The organism is Mycolicibacterium psychrotolerans (genome assembly GCF_010729305.1).
Classification (GTDB): Bacteria; Actinomycetota; Actinomycetes; order Mycobacteriales; family Mycobacteriaceae; genus Mycobacterium; species Mycobacterium psychrotolerans.
This window is the reverse complement of the sequence record NZ_AP022574.1, coordinates 4,188,351-4,206,128: the sequence shown is the minus strand read 5'-3', so window position 1 is coordinate 4,206,128 and position 17,778 is coordinate 4,188,351. Positions and strand designations below refer to the sequence as shown.

At 68.6% G+C, this 17,778-nt stretch carries 13 protein-coding genes; 4 read left to right on the top strand and 9 right to left on the bottom strand.

Annotation, left to right across the window (positions count from 1 at the left end; genetic code table 11):
• Positions 1–5: 5 nt before the first annotated feature.
• Complete coding sequence (gene urtA / locus G6N45_RS20385; RefSeq protein ID WP_057147180.1) at positions 6–1,271, bottom strand: urea ABC transporter substrate-binding protein; 1,266 nt, start codon at positions 1,269–1,271, stop codon at positions 6–8.
• 301 nt (positions 1,272–1,572) lie between these two features.
• On the opposite strand from urtA, the gene G6N45_RS20380 reads away from it, so the two are divergent.
• On the top strand, positions 1,573–1,956 hold the full coding sequence (locus G6N45_RS20380) for an Rv2576c family protein (protein ID WP_246228739.1): 384 nt from the start codon (positions 1,573–1,575) through the stop codon (positions 1,954–1,956).
• 5 nt (positions 1,957–1,961) lie between these two features.
• Here G6N45_RS20380 and helR read toward each other — a convergent pair whose 3' ends face one another.
• Positions 1,962–4,145, bottom strand: a complete 2,184-nt coding sequence (gene helR / locus G6N45_RS20375) for an RNA polymerase recycling motor ATPase HelR (protein WP_163724062.1) — start codon at positions 4,143–4,145, stop codon at positions 1,962–1,964.
• Positions 4,146–4,199: 54 nt separating this feature from the next.
• Between helR and G6N45_RS20370 the strand changes: the two genes are divergently transcribed.
• Positions 4,200–5,216, top strand: coding sequence for an Rv2578c family radical SAM protein (locus G6N45_RS20370; RefSeq protein WP_163728783.1), 1,017 nt, complete (start codon positions 4,200–4,202; stop codon positions 5,214–5,216).
• Positions 5,217–5,223: 7 nt separating this feature from the next.
• Here the strand turns inward: G6N45_RS20370 and G6N45_RS20365 are convergent, their stop codons facing one another.
• The 4 genes from G6N45_RS20365 to G6N45_RS20350 form a co-directional block, all read right to left on the bottom strand.
• Complete coding sequence (locus G6N45_RS20365) at positions 5,224–6,477, bottom strand: acyl-CoA dehydrogenase family protein (protein WP_163724060.1); 1,254 nt, start codon at positions 6,475–6,477, stop codon at positions 5,224–5,226.
• Complete coding sequence (locus G6N45_RS20360) at positions 6,474–7,610, bottom strand: acyl-CoA dehydrogenase family protein (RefSeq protein WP_163724059.1); 1,137 nt, start codon at positions 7,608–7,610, stop codon at positions 6,474–6,476. Before G6N45_RS20360 ends, G6N45_RS20365 begins: the two co-directional genes overlap by 4 nt.
• A gap of 25 nt (positions 7,611–7,635) precedes the next feature.
• Positions 7,636–8,865: an amidohydrolase family protein gene (locus G6N45_RS20355; protein ID WP_057147664.1), complete on the bottom strand. Its 1,230-nt coding sequence runs from the start codon at positions 8,863–8,865 to the stop codon at positions 7,636–7,638.
• Positions 8,866–8,956: 91 nt separating this feature from the next.
• Positions 8,957–9,595, bottom strand: a complete 639-nt coding sequence (locus tag G6N45_RS20350) for a TetR/AcrR family transcriptional regulator (RefSeq protein ID WP_163724057.1) — start codon at positions 9,593–9,595, stop codon at positions 8,957–8,959.
• Positions 9,596–9,642: 47 nt separating this feature from the next.
• Between G6N45_RS20350 and G6N45_RS20345 the strand changes: the two genes are divergently transcribed.
• Complete coding sequence (locus tag G6N45_RS20345) at positions 9,643–10,527, top strand: acyl-CoA thioesterase (RefSeq protein ID WP_163724055.1); 885 nt, start codon at positions 9,643–9,645, stop codon at positions 10,525–10,527.
• On the opposite strand, the gene G6N45_RS20340 is transcribed toward G6N45_RS20345, so the two are convergent.
• Complete coding sequence (locus G6N45_RS20340) at positions 10,524–12,155, bottom strand: DUF885 domain-containing protein (protein ID WP_163724053.1); 1,632 nt, start codon at positions 12,153–12,155, stop codon at positions 10,524–10,526. The two genes, G6N45_RS20345 and G6N45_RS20340, sit on opposite strands and share 4 nt — an antisense overlap.
• On the bottom strand, positions 12,148–13,041 hold the full coding sequence (ypfJ, locus tag G6N45_RS20335; protein ID WP_163724050.1) for a KPN_02809 family neutral zinc metallopeptidase: 894 nt from the start codon (positions 13,039–13,041) through the stop codon (positions 12,148–12,150). The genes G6N45_RS20340 and ypfJ overlap by 8 nt, the downstream gene beginning before the upstream one ends.
• On the opposite strand from ypfJ, the gene G6N45_RS20330 reads away from it, so the two are divergent.
• Positions 13,022–14,599 (top strand): carboxylesterase/lipase family protein, encoded by a 1,578-nt coding sequence (locus tag G6N45_RS20330; RefSeq protein WP_179965208.1) that lies wholly within the window; start codon positions 13,022–13,024, stop codon positions 14,597–14,599. The two genes, ypfJ and G6N45_RS20330, sit on opposite strands and share 20 nt — an antisense overlap.
• On the opposite strand, the gene G6N45_RS20325 is transcribed toward G6N45_RS20330, so the two are convergent.
• On the bottom strand, positions 14,596–17,754 hold the full coding sequence (locus tag G6N45_RS20325; protein WP_163724046.1) for an adenylate/guanylate cyclase domain-containing protein: 3,159 nt from the start codon (positions 17,752–17,754) through the stop codon (positions 14,596–14,598). The two genes, G6N45_RS20330 and G6N45_RS20325, sit on opposite strands and share 4 nt — an antisense overlap.
• Positions 17,755–17,778: the final 24 nt, after the last annotated feature.

The window sequence follows — 17,778 nt, the reverse complement described above, 5'->3', positions numbered from 1 at the left end:
GTGACTCAGCCGGACAGTCCGGCGGCCCACGGGTAGGACTTCAGGAACGGGTCGGGCTCGATGGGGCCGGGGGACTCCCAGATCGTGTAGATCAGGCCGTCGGGTCGGATCTCGCCGATGCGGGCGGTCTTGGTGATGTGGTGGTTCTCGCCGTCGATGGTCACCAGACCTTCGGGGGCGTCGAACGTGACGCCGCCGGCGTTGTCCTGAATCGCCTTGACGTCGAACGACTTCGCCTTCTCGACGGTGTTCTTCCACAGGTACACCGAGACGTAGGCGGCTTCCATCGGGTCCGAGGTCGGCTTGTTGGCGCCGTACGCCTTCTTGTAGGCGTCGACGAACTTCTTGTTCACCGGGGTGTCGATGGTCTGGTAGTAGTTCCACGCGGTGAGTTGGCCGGTGATGTTCTGCACCCCGATGCCGCCGACCTCCTCCTCGGCGATCGACACCGACACCACCGGCATGTCCTGGGGCGTCAGGCCCACGTTCTTGTACTCGCGGAAGAATGCGACGTTCGAGTCGCCGTTGAGGGTGTTGAACACCGCATCGGCGTTGGCGGTGCGGACCTTGTTGACGATCGTGGAGAAGTCCGTGGAGCCCAGCGGCGTGTAGTCCTCGCCCTTGATCTCGATGCCGTTGGCGCCGGCGTAGGCCTTGATGATGCGGTTGGCCGTCTGCGGGAACACGTAGTCGCTGCCCACCAGGTACAGCGACTTGACGCCCTTCTCCTTCAGATAGTCCAGCGCAGGCACGATCTGCTGGTTGGTGGTCGCGCCGGTGTAGAAGATGTTGGGCGACGATTCCAGACCCTCGTACTGCACCGGGTAGTAGAGCAGCGAGTTGTTGCTCTCGAAAACCGGCAGCATGGCCTTGCGGCTGGAGGAGGTCCAGCCGCCGAAGACCGCGGCGACGCAGTCGCTGCTGATCAGCTTCTCGGCCTTCTCGGCGAACACCGTGGGCTCTGATGCGCCGTCCTCGCCGATGAGCTGGAGCTGCTTGCCCATCACCCCGCCGGCGGCGTTGATCTCGTCGACCGCGAGCTTGATGGAGTCGCGGACGGTGACCTCGGAGATCGCCATGGTGCCCGACAGGGAGTTCAGCGATCCGACCTTGACGGCCGAACCCGAGGTGTCCACGCACGACTCGGCGTTTGCTGAATCTGTTTCACTTGCCTTGCTCCCACAGCCTGCCAACAGCAGGCTGACCGCCGCGACGATGCTTCCCGCGGCGAGCGCGGTGCGTCGGGACGGGTGGCGCCGAGGGTGCTCCATGTACGGCCTTTCTGCGTGTCGACAGCGTTCACCTGCGGCGAACGTCGCGTCGAAGTGCTTGACGAGAGTGTGAGATGCGAGATTGTCGACACTCACCGGTGTCGCATCGGGACGTTAGAGCGCCTGTATTTCTGTCAAATGTCTGTGTGTGACAACGCGGTTAACCTGTTGCCGCGCGCGGGCGTTGGTTTGCCATTAACCTGATCGCCCCGCGTGCACAGCGCGCGTGCGTAACGGTTGGGTACCGTCGGGCGATGTGACCGACATGCGAAAAGCTACAGCCAAGGTAGGGGCGTCTCTGATGGTCGCGGCCGCAGCGTTTGCGCTCACCCCGGGCGCGGCGAGCGCCCAGCCGGCCGGCCATCAGGTCCGCTATACGGTGACCACCGCGGGGCCGTACCAGTTCGACCTGACCTATCTGGTCAACCAGCCGGCGGACAAGGCGGCCTACAACGCCGACGCCTACGCGTACCTCAAGCGGGAGTCCGTCACCATCGCTCCCGGCCAGCCGTGGACCTTCGAGACCACGCTGAGCGACCCGCAGTGGGCCTACGTGTGGGCCAGCAGCACCACCAAGGGCGGGCAGGCGGCGCCGAACGCGCACTGCGAGGTGGCGGTCGACGGGCAGATCGTCATCCAGGGCGATCACCCCTACAGCCCGCTGTGCCAGGGCACCCAGTGGTGAGCTGACTAGCCCGACCGCTGCTCGGTCAGTCCGTGCAGCGCCGCGGGCAGTGGCCCGGTGTGCAGCACACCCAGCCGCTGGGTGGCGCGGGTGAGCGCCACGTAGAGGTCGGCGGCCCCGCGCGGGTCGTCGGCGAGGATCCGTTCGGGGGAGACGACGAGCACCGCGTCGTACTCGAGCCCTTTGGTGTCCGACGGAGCAAGCGCGCCGGGCGTGCCCGGCGGTCCGATCACCACGCTGGTGCCCTCGGATTCGGCCTCGGTGCGCACGAAATCCTCTATCGCGGAGGGTAATTCTTCCTCGTCGACCCTGCGTGACCACGGCGGTACCCCGCATGACCGCACCGACTCCGGTGGCGTGACGTCCGGCGCGAACCCGGCGAGCACCGCGGCGGCGACGGCCATGATCTCGCTCGGTGTGCGGTAGTTCGTCGCGAGCGGGCGGTAGAGCCACCGGCCGGGCACATAGGTGTCGAGCATCCCGCCCCACGATGTCGCGCCGGCCGCCGACCGGCGCTGCGCCAGATCTCCGACGACGGTGAACGAGCGCCGCGGGCACCGCCGCATCAGCACCCGCCACTCCATCGCCGACAGCTCCTGGGCCTCGTCGACCACGACATGCCCGTACGTCCAATCCCGATCCGTCGCAGCGCGTTCGGCGAGATCGCGGGTGTCGCGCTCCTCGAAACGTTCGGCCAGGTCCTCGGCGGCGATCACGTCCGAGGCCAGCAGTTGATCCTCGTCGTCCATGAGGTCCTCGCGCCCGATCATCAGATCCAGCACGCCGGCGGCGTAGGCGGCTTCTTCGCGGCGCTCCTGTTCGGCGGCCGCCTCGGCCGCCTTGTCGCGGCCCAGCAGGTCGACGAGCTCGTCGAGCAGAGGCACGTCGGCCACTGTCCAGGCGTCGCCCTCGGCGCGCAGCAGTGCCGCGTCGGCGCCGGCCGCCCGCAACCGTTCCGGTGACGAATAGAGTTCTGCCAGAAGCGTTTCCGGCGTCAGCATCGGCCACAATCGGTCCAGTGCGGCGGCGAATCCCCGGTGGTCGTCGAGTTCGTCGACCAGTTCGGAACGCAGGTGCTCCCACGCGGTGCGGTCCTCTCGGCTCAACCAGCCGCGGCCGATCTTGGCGATCGCCCGCTCGGTGAGCACCCAGGTCACGACGTCGACGAACACCGTGCGGGCGTCGTTGTGCGGCTTGCCGGTGGCCCGCGCCTCCTCGATCGCCCATTGCGCGGTCTCGGCGTCGATGCGTACCGACACGTCGGCGAGCTCGATCGGCACCGGCTCGTCCGGGACGCGCTGCCGGTCGGCGACGGCGGCCGCCAACACGTCCAGCATGGCCAGGGAACCCTTGATCCGCGTGACCTCCGGGGCGTCCCGGACGGTGACCCGCCGCCCCGGTACGAGTTCTCCGGGAGTCAGGAACACCACGTTGGTCTCGCCCAGCGACGGCAGCACGCGCCCCACATGGTCGAGGAACACCGCGTTCGGGCCGACCACCAGCACGCCGTGGCTCTCCATCCGCTTGCGCTGGGTGTAGAGCAGGTAGGCCACTCGGTGCAGGGCCACCACGGTCTTGCCGGTGCCGGGTCCGCCCTCGATCACCAGCACGCCGGGATGGTCGGACCGGATGATCTCGTCCTGCTCGGCCTGGATGGTGGCGACGATGTCGCGCATCCCGTCGCCACGGGGTGCGTTGACCGCCGCGAGCAGCGCCGCGTCCCCGCGTCCGCCGCGCTCGGCATCGCCGGGACGGCCGAGGATCTCGTCGGTGAAGTCGAGGACCCGGCGTCCCAGCGTGTGAAACTGCCGGCGCCTGCGCATGTTCTCCGGTGTCGCGCCGGTCGCCACGTAGAACGCCCGGGCCGCGGGCGCGCGCCAGTCGACCAGAAGCGACGCGAACTCGTCGGTCTCGTCGAGTATGCCGATGCGGCCGACGTAGATCGTCTCGCCGTCGACGCTGTCGAGCCGGCCGAAGCACAGACCGCTGTCGGCCACGTTGAGCCGCGCCATCTGGCGCGCCAGTGCCCGCACCTCGGCATCGCGCTCCACGAGCGTGCCGCCCGTCCCGCGCATCGCCGCGGCGTACCGGTCCTTGACCCGCGCGCGTTCCGCGTCGAGCCGTTCGTACAGCCCGTCGACGTACCGCTGCTCGGACTGCAGTTCCTCTTCATATGCGTGAGTCGACATCCCGGATCCCACGGTAGTGCTTGACACCGGATCGAACAAATGTTCGCATGGGGTATGCGGTGGTCGGGTCAGGGTGTCGACGTCGACGACGGGGCGCTGCCCGGTCTGGCGCGCATCGGTCTGGTGCGCAGCGTACGCACACCGGAGTTCCAGGGCATGACGTTCCACGAGGTGCTGTGCAAGTCGGCGCTGAACAAGATTCCCGCCGCATCGATGCTGCCCTTCCAGTACACGGTCAACGGGTACCGCGGCTGCTCGCATGCCTGCCGGTACTGCTTCGCCCGGCCCACGCACGAGTATCTGGATTTCGACAGCGGGCACGATTTCGACACCCAGGTCGTGGTGAAGACCAATGTGGCCGAGGTGCTGCGCCGGGAGTTGCACCGCAGGTCGTGGACGCGCGAAACCGTTGCGCTGGGCACGAATACGGATCCCTACCAGAGGGCCGAAGGCCGCTACGCCCTGATGCCCGGCATCATCGGTGCGCTCACCGATTCGGGCACTCCGTTCTCGATCCTGACCAAGGGCACGCTGCTGCGGCGCGATCTGCCGCTGCTGACCGACGCGGCGCGCAGCGTCGAGGTCAGCGTCGCGGTGTCGCTGGCAGTGGGGGATCCGCTGCTGCACAACAGCATCGAGCCCGGGACGCCGACGCCACAGGCGAGGCTGGCTCTGATCTCGGCCATCCGCGAGGCCGGCCTGAGCTGCCACGTGATGGTGGCGCCGGTGCTTCCCCGGCTGACCGACTCCGGGGCTCACCTCGACGACCTGCTGGGCCGCATCGCCGCCGCCGGGGCGACGAGCGTGACGGTGTTCGGGTTGCACCTGCGCGGCGCCACCCGTGGCTGGTTCATGGACTGGCTGGCGCAGGCCCACCCGGAACTGGTCGCCGAGTACCGGCATCTGTACCGGCGGGGCGCGTACCTACCCGCCGACTACCGGGCGATGCTGGCGCGACGGGCCGCAGCGCTGGTGGCCAAGCACGGACTGACGCCGGGCCGATCCTTCCGGGAGACCGCCGCCCCGCGGCCGCTTCCGCCCGCCGCGCCGGTGCAGGCCGCCCTGTTCTGATCCGGCGTCAGCTCTTGGTGCGCTTCACCTGATTGAACGGGACGCCGCGATCGGCGGCGAACTCCCGCGGGAAGCCCAGGATGCGCTCGCTGATGACGTTGCGCGCCATCTCCGACGTACCGCCGCCCAGCGAACCGGTCTGCCGCGACAGGTAGCGGATCCCGACGTCGAGCAGCCCCGAGCCATCGTCGACGACACCGGCGGTGCCTGCGAGGGCGAGCGCGGTGTCCACCTCCAGCTCGGTGGTCTCGGCGTGGAAGAGCCGGATCAGCGTGCCGGCATTCGCCGGCAGGGAACCGTCGGCGATCGACCGGGCGACGTGCTCGATGAGCTGCTCCCTGACCTGACGGCGCACCAGCGCCCGCCCGGCGAGTTCCCGGGCGACGGGATCGTCACCGCGCCCGGCAGCCTCCGCCAGCCCGATGTGGTCGGGCGGCATCTCGCTGGCGTTCTCGGCGGCGGTCCCGCTGGCGAATTCCGACCCGCCGCCGACGGCGCGGCGCTCGTGGTGGAGCTGACGCGTCGCGACCTCCCAGCCCTTGTTGACCTCGCCGACCACGGCGTCGTCACCGAGTTCCAGACCGTCGAAGAACTCCTCGCAGAACTCCTCGTTGCCGTTGACCTCCTTGATGCGGCGCATCGTGATGCCGGGGGAGCGCAGCGGCACCAGAAACATCGTCAGGCCTTCGTGTTTGGGCACGGTCCAGTCGGTGCGGGCAAGCAACAGCCCGTAATCGCCGGCGAAGGCGCTTGTGCTCCATGTTTTGGCGCCGTTGACGATCCACCGGTCGCCCTGCCGATCGGCGCGGGTGATGACACCGGCGAGGTCGGATCCGCCGTTGGGTTCACTCAGCAGCTGCACCAAGATCTCGTCACCGCGGATCGCCGCCGAGATCCGGTCCCGCTTCTGCTGCTCGCTGCCCATGTCGAGGATCGTGGCGGCGCAGATCGTGAACGTCGGCACATTGAGGATCAACGGCATCTCGTAGCTGCGGCATTCGACGTTGAACGCTCGTTGATAGGCGTGGTGCAAGCCCAGCCCGCCGTACTCACGGGGGAAGCAGATGCCGGCGAAACCGCCTTCGTAGAGCCGTTTCTGGAGATCCTTGGCCCGGTCCCACGAGGTCTGCTCGGCGCGAACCGAGAACGGCGGGCTCTCTGGGTCGATGGGGGGCATGTTCTCGGCCAGCCATGCGCGGGCGCGGGCGGCGAAGTCGGCGACGGATTCGGTGGTCGCGGTGGACGTCACGGTGTCGGTCATGCCGGGGCCTCGGACTTCCTGCTGAGCGCGTAGACGGCGCGATGGTGATCCTCGGGAGATCCGAACAGCGCGCGGTAGAGCGCGGCGCGGCGCAGATACAGGTGCAGGTCGTGTTCCCAGGTCACCCCGATCCCTCCGTGCAGCTGCACGCAGTCCTGGATGATGACCGGAGTACGTTCGGCAACATAGGCTTTCGCGATGCTGACCAGTAGCGGCGCGTCGGGCGAGCGGTCCGCCACAGCGGAGACGGCGCCCGCGGTGGTGGCGCGCGCAGCCTCGAACCACAGCTTCATGTCCGCCGCGCGGTGTTTGAGCGCCTGGTAGGACGCCAGCGGGCGGCCGAAGCTGTGCCGGTCGAACATCCACCGATAGGTCATCGTCAGCACGGCGTCGAGGATGCCGACAAGTTCGGCGCACTGCAGGACGAGTGCCACCTGTCGCTGCCGCTCGACGATCGCGGCAGTCTGCCCGGCCTCGCCCACGGCCGCGGCGGCGTCGACCTCGACACCGTCGAAACACACTCGCGCATAACTCTTCACCATGTCCACGGAGTTCTGCTCCTCGACGGTGACCCCTGCCGCGTCCGTCGGCACCACGAACTGCCGCAGTTCGCCGTCGCACGTGGCCGTCACCAGCAAAGCGTCGCTCTGTGCGCCGGCCTCCACGCGGTCCTTGGTTCCGTCGAGGCGAAATCCAGTGGCGGTCCTCGTCGCCGTGGTCGCGGCGTGCTGCACCGTGAACGGCTGCCCCGGTTCGTACACCGCCCAGCCGGCCACCGTCTGGCCGGCCACCATCGCCTCGATGAGGTCCTCGTGGCCGTCGGGCGCTTCGACGAGCCCGGCCAGCACGACGCTGACCGGGTGCAGCGGGCCGGGAGCGACGGTGTGTCCGATCTTCTCCGCGACCAGCGCCACGTCGGCGACGCCGTTACCGGAGACGCTGCCACCGCCCAGATGCTCCGATACGAGCAGACTGGCCCAGCCCAATTCGGCGGCGCGCTGCCACCATTCGGGCTGGAACGGCGTGCCGGAGGCGTGCAGACCCCGCACGTGCGTCAGCGACGCCTGTTTCGCCAGGAACGTCTCCGTGGTGGAGGCGAAGAGCATCCGTTCCGGGTTGGCCACATCGGTCATGAAATCAGGTCAGCCTCTCGGGGGGTCAGGCGATCACGAGTGCCGGTACATCCGGCTTGTGGACCTTGGTGTCCGCCATCTTGAACAGGTCGACCAGGTTGCCGCCCATGACCTTGCGGATGCCGTCGGAGTCCAGACCGTTCTCCTCCAGTTGGTCGACGAGGGTGATCGGATCGGCCAGGCCCTCGGGATGCGGCCAGTCCGAGCCGAATATGACCCGGTCGATGCCGAGCAGCTCGGCCATCTTCGCGAAGTCGTCCTCCCAGAACGGCGCCACGTACACGCCGCGCCTGAAGGCAGCGATGGGATCCTCCGGGAACTCCTGCGGCATCTTCTTGAACACGTCGGCGAATTGGTAGAACAGGTACGGCACCCAGGAGGCGCCGTTCTCGATCGACAGGATCCGCAGATCGGGGTTGCGCGACAGCGCGCCGTGGCAGACCAGCGCGGCCATCGTGTCCTCGATCGGTCGCTTACCCATCGCCACCATGCGGAAAGCTGTGGGGCGGAACGGAAGGAACTCCTCAGCCGGCTCCCAGTCGTTGAGGTACCGGGCGTAGCCGCTGTCGGAGGCGTGCATGCACACCGGGATGCCTGCCTTGACGCACGCATCCCAGAACGGGTCGAATTCGGGCAGCCCGAGCGAGCGCGACCCGCGGTAGCCGGGCACAGGGGCGGGTCGCACCAGCACCGTCCTGGCGCCGCGTTCCAGGCACCACTGCAGTTCCTCGAGGGCACGGTCGACCACGGACAGGTTGATGACCGGCGTGGACAGGATGCGGCCCTCGTAGTCGAATTGCCATGTCTCGTACATCCATTGGTTCAGCGCATGGATGATGTCGAGGATCAGGTCGGGGTCGTCTTTCATGCGCTCCTCGACGAGGCTGGCCAGCGTCGGGAACATGATCGTGTAATCCAGGCCCAGCCCGTCGAGCACCTCGAGCCGCGCCTGCGGATTGCGGAAGGCGGGGATGGCCTTCATGGGCTTGCCCATCACCTCGCGGAAGCTCTTGCCGCCGCTGCCGTGCCGGAAGTACTCCTCCTGGGCGCCCGGGCGGGCCACCACCTCGAACGTCGGATTCGGGATGTAGTCGCTGATGTGATTGCGCACGACGATCTTGGTGCGGCCGTGCACGTCGATGTAGTCGATGACGCCCTTGCGGTGCTCGGGAAGGAACTGGGTGAGCGCCTCTTTGGGTTCGTAGAAGTGGTTGTCGGCGTCGAACACCGGATAGTCGAGGATGCGGGACGGCATGGCGGCGGCCTCCTGGCAGGGCACGTGTGCACGAAGTGGTAATGACATTACCACCGTTTTGTGTAACGACGCTAGAGTGGAAGTCCAAGCATCAGCGCTGGTCAGCGCGCAGTAGGCTGCGCGCACAGAAGGAGTAGAGGTGGCTGCCGTCGATCGGCACGCCATTCAGTTCCTCGCCCAGTTCGCGCAGTCTCAGGGCCCCGAGCACGGTCTGCATCAGGATGGCGGCGTCGGTCTCGACGTCGATGCCGGCGTCGAAGACGCCCTCGGTGAGGCCCCGGCGCAGGATGTCGACCAGCAGCGCGTGCAGGGGCGCCAATACCGTCGCGAACTCCCTGGGCCGCGTCTCGAGCAAGTGGTCGTTGTAATAGGTGAGCCCGCGGTTGATGGCGTCCTGGGTGTGGGACTCCGCCGGTGCGCTGATGCGCTCGATCAGCCGGCGCAGTGCCTCGTCGGCGGGCATCGGCTCGACCTCCGCGCGCCAGCGTGCGGTGGCCTCGGCCATGATCCGGTCGACCAGCGCCAGCAGCAGCTCGTCCTTGGTGGCGAAGTGTTGGTAGAACGCCCGTAGCGAGGTCTTGGACCGCTCCACCACTTCGAGCACGGTGAAGTCCGTCCGGCCGGTCTCGCCGAGGATGGCGAGCGCGGAACGCATGAAACGGCCCGCACGCGAGTCGGTCTCGTCACCGGACGAGGGCGTCGCAGCGTTCGCGGGGGACTTCGCGGCCATGGTAATGACGTTACCGCTTTCTGCGAACCTCGGTTACTGTTCCCTCCATGACGACGCAGTCGGCACCGACGCCGTGGACCGTGCAGGGTCTGCTCGACCTCTTCGAGGTCGAGCCCGCCGGAGGGAACATCTTCACCGCGCAGACCGGTCCCGCGGGTGAGCAGGGCCGGCAGGTGGTCGAGGGCACCCAGGTTCTGGCGCAGTCGATTGTCGCTGCCGCCCATCGGTTTTCAGGCAAGTCGATCCGGTCGGCGTACGCGGTGTTCGCGCGCGCGGTGATGGTCGGCGCCGGGCCCGTGCAGCTCGAGGTCGACGTGATCAGCGAGGGCCGCTCGACGGCGTGCGCGGTGGTCACCGCGACGCAGAACGGCAAGCGCTGCATCAGCACGACGGTGCTCGCCGACGTCCCGACCGCCGACGTGATCCGCCACCAGCTGCCGAGGCCCGAGGTGGCGCCGCCGGCGCAGGCCCACTCCTCGCCCATGCCGATGGCCGGCCGGGAGGTGCGGCTGGTCGACGTCCTCGACGTGAACAGCCCCGACGAGGTGGGTCCGCCGGAGTTGTACGCCTGGCTGCACTACGACCCGATCCCCGCCCGCGACGACCTCGCCAAGGCGCTGATCGCCTACTTCACCGGGCATCTCGGCATTTCGACCACCATGCGCGCTCACGAGGGGATCGGCACCAGCCAGGCGCACCTGACCGTCTCGACGGCACCCATGACGGTGTCGGTGACCTTCCACGAGCCGGTGCGGTGGGACGGCTGGCTGCTCTACACCCACGAGAGCACGCAGGTCGGTGCCGGGATGTCCTATGTCCGCGGGGCGGTGCACACCGAGGAGGGGGCCCTGCTCGCGTCGTTCACCCAGGACGGCCTGATCCGGCCGCTGCGCACCACGGACACGTCGATCAAGGAGCAGTCCCGCCTCTAGGGCAGTAGCGCCGACCGTAACACGTCGAGCGGCAGACCTCCGAGATCCAGTGCGCAGCTGTGGAAGTCCTTGAGGGCCACCCCGGTTCCGGTCACCGCCTCCCGTAGTTGCTGCCAGATCCGCTGACCGATCGCATACGACGGCGCCTGCCCGGGCCAGCCGAGGTAGCGGTCCAGCTCGAAGCGCAGATTCTCCTCGGCCATCGCGCTGTGGGACTGCAGGAAGGTCCACGCCCTTGCGGCGTCCCACACCCCGCCGTCGGGGGCGGTCAGACCGCAGTGCACACCGATGTCGATCACCACCCTGGCGGCGCGGAACCGCTGCGCGTCGAGCATTCCCATCCGGTTGCCGGCGTCGTCGAGCCAGCCCAGTTCGGCCATCAGCCGTTCGGCGTAGAGCGCCCAGCCCTCACCGTGCCCCGACACCCAGCACCCGAGGCGCCGCCACCGGTTGAGTCGGTCGGCGAGCACCACGGCGCGCCCGATCTGCAGGTGGTGGCCGGGCACCCCCTCGTGGAACACTGTGGTCATCTCCTGCCAGGTGTGGAACGTGTGCACCCCGGCGGGTACCGACCACCACATCCGTCCCGGCCGCGACAGGTCCTCCGACGGGCCGGTGTAGTAGATACCCCCGGTGTTCGTCGGCGCGATCCGGCACTCCAGCCGGCGCAGGGGCGGTGCGATGTCGAAGTGTGTGTCGGCCAGCGCGTCGACGGCGCGGTCCGACAGATCCTGCATCCAGTGGGCGAGTGCGTCGGTGCCGTGTACGAGGTAGCGGTCCTCGCCGTCGAGTCGGCGCAGCGCCTCGACGGCGGTGGCCCCGGGGTAGAGCCGGTTGGCGATCGCATCCTGTTCCGCGACAATCTGATTCAGCTGATCAAGGCCCCACGCGTACGCTTCGTCGACGTCCACGGCCGCGCCGAGAAAGGATCGCGACAGCACCGCATAGGTGTCCCGGCCGCACGCGTCGGTCTCCCGGGCCCGCGGTCCGATCTCGTCGCGGAACACCCCGACCAGGCGGGCGTAGGCGTTGGCGGCGTCCTCGGCGCGCCGGCGCAGTTCGGCATGCAGGGTGAGGTTGTCGGGGACGGCGCCGGCAACCATCTCCAGGAAGAGACGCTGGATCTGGCCTGCCTGCGCGATACCCCGGCGCACCTGGCGGGCGGCCGGCGCACGCCCGGCCGCGGCCGCGGCGCGCAAGCCGTCGGCGTACCCGGCGACCCGGTCCGGGATCTTCTCCAGCCGGCGCCCTATCGCCGTCCAGTCGTCCTCGGTGTCGGTGGGCATCAGGTCGAAGACGTCGCGCATCGTCTGCAGCGGGGAGGCGATGACGTTGAGTTCACCGGTGTCGAGGTGCGCGTCGTGCAGATCGAGCAGCACCGTCAGCCGTTCCCGCATCGCGGCGACGGTGACCGCATCGACGTCGTCGACCGCCTCGGTCGCGTCGAGCTCGCGCAGCGCCGTCCGCGCGGCGTCGGCCCGGGCCGCGCACCCGTCGGGGGAGTAGTCGGTGATCTGGTCGTCGTGGCCGGTGATTCCGGATTCGGTTGCCGCGCAGGGATCCAGAGCCGCCCACGTGTCGAGGTAACGCTCGGCGACGGCGTCGACGGCCGTGGCGGGCCTAGCCAAGGTCGCGGGCGGCGAACGTGTCGCACTTGGCGGGGTCACCGGTCTGATAGCCGGTGGTGAACCACTTCTGGCGCTGCTCGGAGGACCCGTGCGTCCACGACTCGGGGTTGACCCTGCCGGTCGCCGACTGCTGGATCCGGTCGTCGCCCACCGACGACGCGGCCGAGAGGGCGTCGGCGATGTCGTTGTCGGTCAACGGTTCCAAGAACGGAACGCCGGTGCTCTCCTGCTTGGTGATCGCCGCGTAATGTGCCCACACCCCGGCGTAACAGTCGGCCTGCAGTTCGGTGCGCACCCCGGCGCCGGTGGCGCCCTCCGGATCCTGCTGGGCCCGGCCGAGCACTCCCTGCAGGTTCTGCACGTGGTGACCGAACTCGTGGGCCACCACGTACTCTTGCGCCAGGGGTCCTCCGCTGGAGCCGAACTGGGTCTTGAGCACGTCGAAGAAGCCGACGTCGAAATATGCGGTCTTGTCGACCGGGCAGTAGAACGGCCCGACCTCGCTGCTGGCAAAGCCGCATCCCGAGGTCTCGACTCCGTTGGTGAACAACTCGACCTTGGGTCGGGTGTATTGGGGCATCAACTGCTCCCACACCCCGTCCACGGAGTTGCCCGTGGCCACCACGCGGCACTCCGGGATCACGTTGGCGTCGGCGCCGGTCTTGCACTGACTCAGGTCGAAGCCCGGCGCGTCCACCCCCTGGGTGTCCATTCCCTGTTGGCTGGGCACCACCGAACTCGGGTCCACGCCGAGGAAAAGCGCCACCACGACGATGATCAGGCCGCCGAGACCGCCACCGACGGCGATGCCGCGTCCGGGGCCGCGGCCACCTCCGCTCGTCGACGTGGTGCTGGTATCGATCTGCATGCCCTCGTTGAAGGTCATGGCACTACCTCGCTTCGCCGCCGAGCCCGCCTGCCGGGCCCGTCAAGAATCGCACACTACGATTTCTTCCGTGGCACTCGTCGCCGGACATTCGCCCCTTGTCCGCACTTCGCTGGGGGAGCTCCGCGGCGACAGCGAGGACGGCGTCGGTGTGTGGCGCGGAGTGCCGTATGCCGAACAGCCGGTGGGGCCGCGCCGGTTCCTGGCCCCGGCCGCCCTGCGACCATGGGACGGCGTGCGAGCGGCCCGCGAGCACGGGCCCCTGCCACCACAGACGACATCCTTCGTGGGCGGCGGTCGCGACGACCCGAAGGTTCGCGACGAAGCGTGCCTGACGCTGACGGTGTGGTCACCCGACACGACCGCGTCGCTGCCCGTGATGGTGTGGATACCCGGCGGCGCCTTCGTCTACGGGGCCGGACAGTTCCAGCTCTACAACGGCTCGCGGCTGGCGGCCAACGGCAACGTGGTGGTCGTCAACGTCACCTACCGGATCGGGGTGTTCGGCGGGTTCGAGCTCGGCGCCCTCGGCGACGGGTTCGACGACAACCTGGCGCTGCGCGATCAGCTCGCCGCCCTGAGGTGGGTGCGCGACCACATCGCGTCGTTCGGCGGGGACCCCGACCGCGTCACGATCTTCGGCGAGTCGGCGGGGGCGACGTCGGTGCTGGCACTGCTGGCCTGCCCGCAGGCGGGCGGGCTGTTCCACCGCGCGATCGCGCAGAGTCCCGCGCTGCCGCTGATCGCCGACCGCGAGCTGCGCGCCGACCGGGCCCGGGAATTCCTCGACCGGCTCGGCGTCGGCCCCGCCGAGGTGAAAGGCCTGCCGCAGCGGCAGTTACGACGCGCCGCCGGCCAAGTGCAGTTGGCGAGCGCGGCCGCCACACCCACGCTGGCCTACGGGCTGACCCACGGCACCGAGCTGTTGCCGCGCCATCCCGTCGACGCGGCCCGCGCCGGTGAGCTGGCGCGACTGCCGTTGATCATCGGCACCAACAGCCACGAGGCGTCGATGTTCGCCTGGACCCGGCCGCCGATGCTGCCCACGACCCGGGCCACGGTGGACAGGTACTTCGACCGCGTCGCTCCCGAGGCCAAAGACGCGGTGCTGGCGGCCTATCCGGCGTATCCGCGGCGCAGCGCGTTGATCACCATCGGGTCCGACGTCATGTTCGGCGCGCCCACCTGGGCGTTCGCCGACGCCTACAGCGGTCGCGCGCCGACCCGGGTGTACCGGTTCGACCACGCCGGGATGAGTCTGCGTCTGCTCGGCCTCGGCGCCACCCACGGCAGCGAGATCGTGCACGTGCAGCACAGTTACGCGTCGTTCATCGGCCGTAAGCTGCACCCGCTGGGCCGCCGCTTCCAGCCCGCGGTGGGCGCTCGGATGCAGCGGGCGTGGCTGGACTTCGCGTGCAGCGACCGGGTGCACGACGAGGCGAACTGGCCGCTCTACGACGTCGACCACCGGCGCACCCGGCTGATCGCGTCCAGTCGCGACGTGGTGGAAGAGGATCCCGACCGCGTACGGCGGGCAGCCTGGGCTCACCTGACCTAGGCCATCGCGCCGGCGAGAGCACGGTGGCCGTCGAAGCCGGTTTCTGCTGCACGGCGTCGATAGCGGTCCCGCAGATCGACGTATGCCCGGTGATCGCCGTGCGCCTCGGCGAGCATGGCGCGCATTCTCAACAACGGAAGCTCGTGATACAGGAAGACGGGTTCCGTCGGCAGCGCGGCCAGCGCGTCGACCGCGGTGCAGGCGCGGTCGAGATCTCCGGGTGCGCGCCGCGCCAGAAGCGCCTCGACCAGAATCGACGTCGACCAACCGCGATTGATGCCCTCGCCTGCCCGCCGTTCTTTGTCCAGGACGCCGCCTGCGAGGTTCACGGCTGTGTCGTAGTCACCGGTCCGAATGGCTTCTGCTGCGAGGTCCAGATCGACGCACCACGCGGCGATGACGGTGTACCGATGGTTCAGCGCCACCGCACGGGCCTTGGCCAGCAGCTCGAAACCCAGTGCGCGGTCCTGGTCTTGACGGCGGACGAGGACCAGTCCATACGTGAATTCGGCGTTGGTGAGCAGGAAGTCGTCGCCGAACTGGCGGGCGATCTCGAGCGCTTCGGCAGTGTCCCGCAGCGCGATGTCGTCAGGGAGAAGCGCCCAGTTCATGATCGCGATGTACTTGAACATCACCACCGTGGAGAAGCTGAACTTGTCCACGCTTCGCGCGATCGTCAGCGCCTCGTCGAAATCCTCACGCCAACCTGCGATTCCCAGACAGCAGCGGGTCGACGCGCGCATCGCCAGAGCCATTGCCAGCGGTGAACCGAAAATGATGTTGCCCATCGTGGGGTCCCCCCTCGACAGGTCGATCGCGCGTTGAGCCAGGCTTAGTGACTCGGCCATCTCGCCGGCGTCCCACTTGGCGATCGCCGCGACCATCGGAATCATCGCCACCGAGAGCCCGGGATCGCCGATGGAGTCGAGCAGTTCCACCTGCTCGGAGGCCAGTCGGGAGGCCTCGGTGTAGCGGCCGTGGAAGTTGAGCATCTGCACCAGGCCTCCCATCGCGATGGCCAGCGAGCGCTTGTCACCCGCGACAGTCGTCAGATCGCGCAGCTCATCGAAACCCACCTCGGTGAGCTCACCCCCCACACGCCAGATCGTCGCGCAGAGAAGGCTCCTCGGCGCGATCTGCATTGCCCTACGGTCGGGGTCGGCTTCCGGCATCCGGTCGGCTACGGCAACAGCCCGACGCCAGCTCATGCGTGCGGCCGCGATGTCGCGGTGCGTCGACCTGGTGCCCGCCTCCATATGCCAGCGGAACGCTCCGTCCAGATCTCCTGCGGCCTCCAGGTGGGTGGCGATCAACGCCGCGTTGGCGGCCGATCCTGCAGGATCGGCTTGCTCGAGCGCTGCAGCGATGCAGCGGTGCAGCGCTGCGCGTCGGGACCTCAACTGCGACTCGTAGGCGACCGCCCGCATCAGCGGATGCCGAAAGGCGTACCTGACCGGTTGGCGACTCACCACGGCGACGAGTTCGGCGTCGACCAGCTCGTCGACGGCGACCTCGTCGAGGATCGCCGTCAAGAGCTCCTCCGAGAACGGGGAGCCGATCACAGCGGCCGCGTTCAGCGTACGTTTGGCCTCCGATCCGAGGCGGTCGATGCGCGTGGCGATCGTTGCCTGGACAGTCGCGGGTACCACGACGTCCGCGTCGTGGGTGCACCGGTAGGCACCGCGGACACCGCGGAGCACACGACGTTCAGCGAGGTCGCGGACGATCTCCTCGGCGAAGAACGGATTGCCCGCGGCACGTTCGACGATTCGGTGAGCCAGATCGCGAATCGAGGGGTCGACGCCGATCAGCGACGCGACGAGTGCCGAGGTGTCGTCGTCGTCGAGGGGCGTCAACGTGATGGTGGACGTCGCTGTCGCGGTCAACGCACCGCTGTACTCGGGTCGGTGGGTGACGAGTACCAGCGCCGGAGTCTCAGCGAGTGCGCCCAGGAAGTCGGCAAGCATCGCTTCGCTTGCCTCGTCGATCCAGTGCGCGTCCTCGATGACGTAGACGGCCGGCGCGCGACGAGAGAGCAGTGCCGTGTCGAGCAGCGCCGTCAACCGTCGCTTCCTGGCGTCCGGGGTGATCTCGCCCATCACCGGCTGCGTCTCGGCGATGCCCAACATGTCGTCGAGCAGCAGCAGATCTTCGTTGTCGGCGTCGGGCAGCGCCGAGCGCGTTGCGGCACGGGCTTTCTCCGGTGAGCAGTCGGCGATGCCGAAGAAGGACCGCAGCATTCCGGTGGCGGCACCGAACGGCACTTCGGCTGTGTGCGACTGACAGAAGGTCCAGAAGACCTCGATATCCCGCGACCGGCTGATGGACGCGGTCTCCCTGGCGATCCGGCTCTTGCCGATGCCGGGTGGCCCGACCACGGTCACCACGGCGCCCCGCCCGGCGAGGGCCGTCTCGAGGGCGCGCCCGATCTCGGCGAGTTGGGTAGCCCGTCCGACGAAGGTGGCGTCCGCGGGCCGGAGGTCGCGGTGGTCGGTGACGGCGAGCAGTCGGCGCGCCGCAACCGGCTGGGTCGCACCCTTGATCCGCACCCACTCCAGCTCGCCGAGCCGAGCGCTGTGCTCCACCAGACGGGCAGTGGTCACGCTGAGCATCACTCCGCCCGGCGGCGCCGCCGATTCCATCCGCTGGGCCAGTCCGACCTGTTCCCCGATCACGGTGTAACCCGAACTGCTGGAACCGATCTCACCGGCGAGCGCTTCGCCGCTGTTGAGTCCGACGCGCACCGTGAAGTCAATGCCGTCACGGACCCGCACCTCCTCGGCGAGCGCACGGGCTCCGTCCTGGATGCCCAGCGCGGACAGGCATGCGCGGAGTGCGTGGTCCTCGAGAGCCAGGGGAGCGCCGAAGACAGCCATCGCCCCGTCGCCGAGGAACTGGTGCACTGTGCCGCCGTAGCGGTGGACGACCGCCGTGCACCGGTCGAACAGGTCCGACATGATCTCGCGCAACCGTTCGGGACCCACGGCCGCCGCGAGGTCCATCGAGTGCACCACGTCGGCGAACAACACGGTGATGTGCTTGTACTCGGTGAAGCTGCGCGGGGCGGCCAAGGCGGCACCGCAGCCGTCGCAGAACCGAGCACCCTCGCGGGGTTCGGTGCCACAGGCCGGACACCCGGTGCGTTGCTCACTCATCCGCGTTCTCCGACGGTCACGATA

What these genes read in the sequence shown, in the direction of transcription:
- G6N45_RS20345 (WP_163724055.1), top strand. Translation starts at nt 9,643, where the DNA reads ATGACGACGCAGTCGGCACCGACGCCGTGGACCGTGCAGGGTCTGCTC.
- G6N45_RS20380 (WP_246228739.1), top strand. Translation starts at nt 1,573, where the DNA reads ATGGTCGCGGCCGCAGCGTTTGCGCTCACCCCGGGCGCGGCGAGCGCC.
- G6N45_RS20350 (WP_163724057.1), bottom strand. Translation starts at nt 9,595, where the DNA reads ATGGCCGCGAAGTCCCCCGCGAACGCTGCGACGCCCTCGTCCGGTGAC.
- G6N45_RS20355 (WP_057147664.1), bottom strand. Translation starts at nt 8,865, where the DNA reads ATGCCGTCCCGCATCCTCGACTATCCGGTGTTCGACGCCGACAACCAC.
- G6N45_RS20325 (WP_163724046.1), bottom strand. Translation starts at nt 17,754, where the DNA reads ATGAGTGAGCAACGCACCGGGTGTCCGGCCTGTGGCACCGAACCCCGC.
- G6N45_RS20365 (WP_163724060.1), bottom strand. Translation starts at nt 6,477, where the DNA reads ATGACCGACACCGTGACGTCCACCGCGACCACCGAATCCGTCGCCGAC.
- G6N45_RS20370 (WP_163728783.1), top strand. Translation starts at nt 4,200, where the DNA reads ATGCGGTGGTCGGGTCAGGGTGTCGACGTCGACGACGGGGCGCTGCCC.
- G6N45_RS20360 (WP_163724059.1), bottom strand. Translation starts at nt 7,610, where the DNA reads ATGACCGATGTGGCCAACCCGGAACGGATGCTCTTCGCCTCCACCACG.
- helR (WP_163724062.1), bottom strand. Translation starts at nt 4,145, where the DNA reads ATGTCGACTCACGCATATGAAGAGGAACTGCAGTCCGAGCAGCGGTAC.
- ypfJ (WP_163724050.1), bottom strand. Translation starts at nt 13,041, where the DNA reads ATGACCTTCAACGAGGGCATGCAGATCGATACCAGCACCACGTCGACG.
- urtA (WP_057147180.1), bottom strand. Translation starts at nt 1,271, where the DNA reads ATGGAGCACCCTCGGCGCCACCCGTCCCGACGCACCGCGCTCGCCGCG.
- G6N45_RS20330 (WP_179965208.1), top strand. Translation starts at nt 13,022, where the DNA reads ATGCCCTCGTTGAAGGTCATGGCACTACCTCGCTTCGCCGCCGAGCCC.